At 53.0% G+C, this 1,300-nt stretch carries 1 protein-coding gene; it reads right to left on the reverse strand.

All coding sequences use genetic code 11. The features are described from left to right. Nucleotides 1-31: 31 nt before the first annotated feature. Entirely contained in the window at nt 32-973 is a 942-nt protein-coding gene (locus HX824_RS32400; RefSeq protein WP_371316509.1) for an IS110 family transposase, read from the reverse strand. Nucleotides 974-1,300 lie beyond the last annotated feature (327 nt).

The following is a 1,300-nucleotide window of genomic DNA, read 5'->3' on the forward strand; positions in this document are numbered from 1 at the left end:
TGTGGGAGATTCTATGGTTGAGGGGCAACCCTCAACCAACCTTTGGTTGGTATTCGCTTTGTCCTTTTAGCAAGGCAAATACCACTCGAGCAAGCTTGCGGGCCAGCATTACCAGCACCTGAGTGGTGCTGTAACCCCGCGCCCGTTGCGCTTGATAAAACTCCTTCCATGCAGCCGTTCGGCTAGCTGCCATCGCTGCGTTGTGCAAAAGACGCCGAGCTTCTGAGTCGCCACGTTTGCTCAAGCTACGACGATTATCTTTCTGTCCTGACTTAGAAACGCGTAAATCCATGCCCAAGAAGGCGATGAAAGCGTCTGCGTTTCTAAAATCACCTCGTTGAAAGCTAGTAACCAAGCGGGCTCCAGTCAAAAAACCGATACCTTCAACTTTCAAGCAACGCTTTAGCTGATCCGACAGTCCAGCTTCTTTCAGGCGATCACCGATCATCTTTTCAATCAGGCCTTCTAGCTTTTGCATCGACTTCACCTGCTCGGTAAAAGAGGCCTTCAGTAACGGCTCATTCGCCCAGCTTTGAGTCAGGCTGACGCGTGCCTGGACCAGCGCCGCCCGGCGGCGGAAAAGACTCAAAAGCTGGCGATACAGAGGAGATGGCGGCGTCCAGGGACGAAGTTCATCGGCTTCGTTTTTTAAATAGCGAGCGAGCAATTTGGCATCCTGGGCGTCGGTTTTAGCCCGGATATTCACACCTTTACGATAATGGCTGAGCTCATATCCACCCACCATGTAGATCACGCAGCCAGCTTCATAGGCGAGATCAGCGAACTCCAAGTGATAGATGTTGGTAGCTTCAATCGCAACTGCCACGGTGCCCGGTAGGGCCTTCAGCCATTTTTTAATGGCGGTTTTGTTGTTCGGGATTACTTCCAGCAGATCGAGTTCGGCGTGGTAAATCACCAGCTCATTTTTAGCAACATCGACGCCAACGATCGGCTTTGAGACAGGAACTGGCATTGCCATGGGACTTCCTCCGGGCTATGGTTTTGAGCACTTGAAGGGCTCACCCAGAGGCGCAGGCTTGTTCCTATCGTCGGTCATAGCCAGATGCATTCTTTATCGGCGCTTGGGTGAAAGGAGGAGGGGCGAAATCTCCCACGGTCTGTACTGCGCCAACAGTCAGAATCGGGCTTTGTCCCTCCTCCTCCCTTCAAGTCCTAGCATACAAGCGGGCTTGCTCGCGAAGGTCGTTAACGATGACGCGGGCATTCTGGATGAACGCGGCGCTCTCAGGTTTTTCGCGAGCAAGCCCGCTCCCACAGAAAAGCAGCTCTGTTTTCGCTC

It is taken from the genome of Pseudomonas sp. D4002 (assembly GCF_013385665.1).
Lineage (GTDB): Bacteria > Pseudomonadota > Gammaproteobacteria > Pseudomonadales > Pseudomonadaceae > Aquipseudomonas.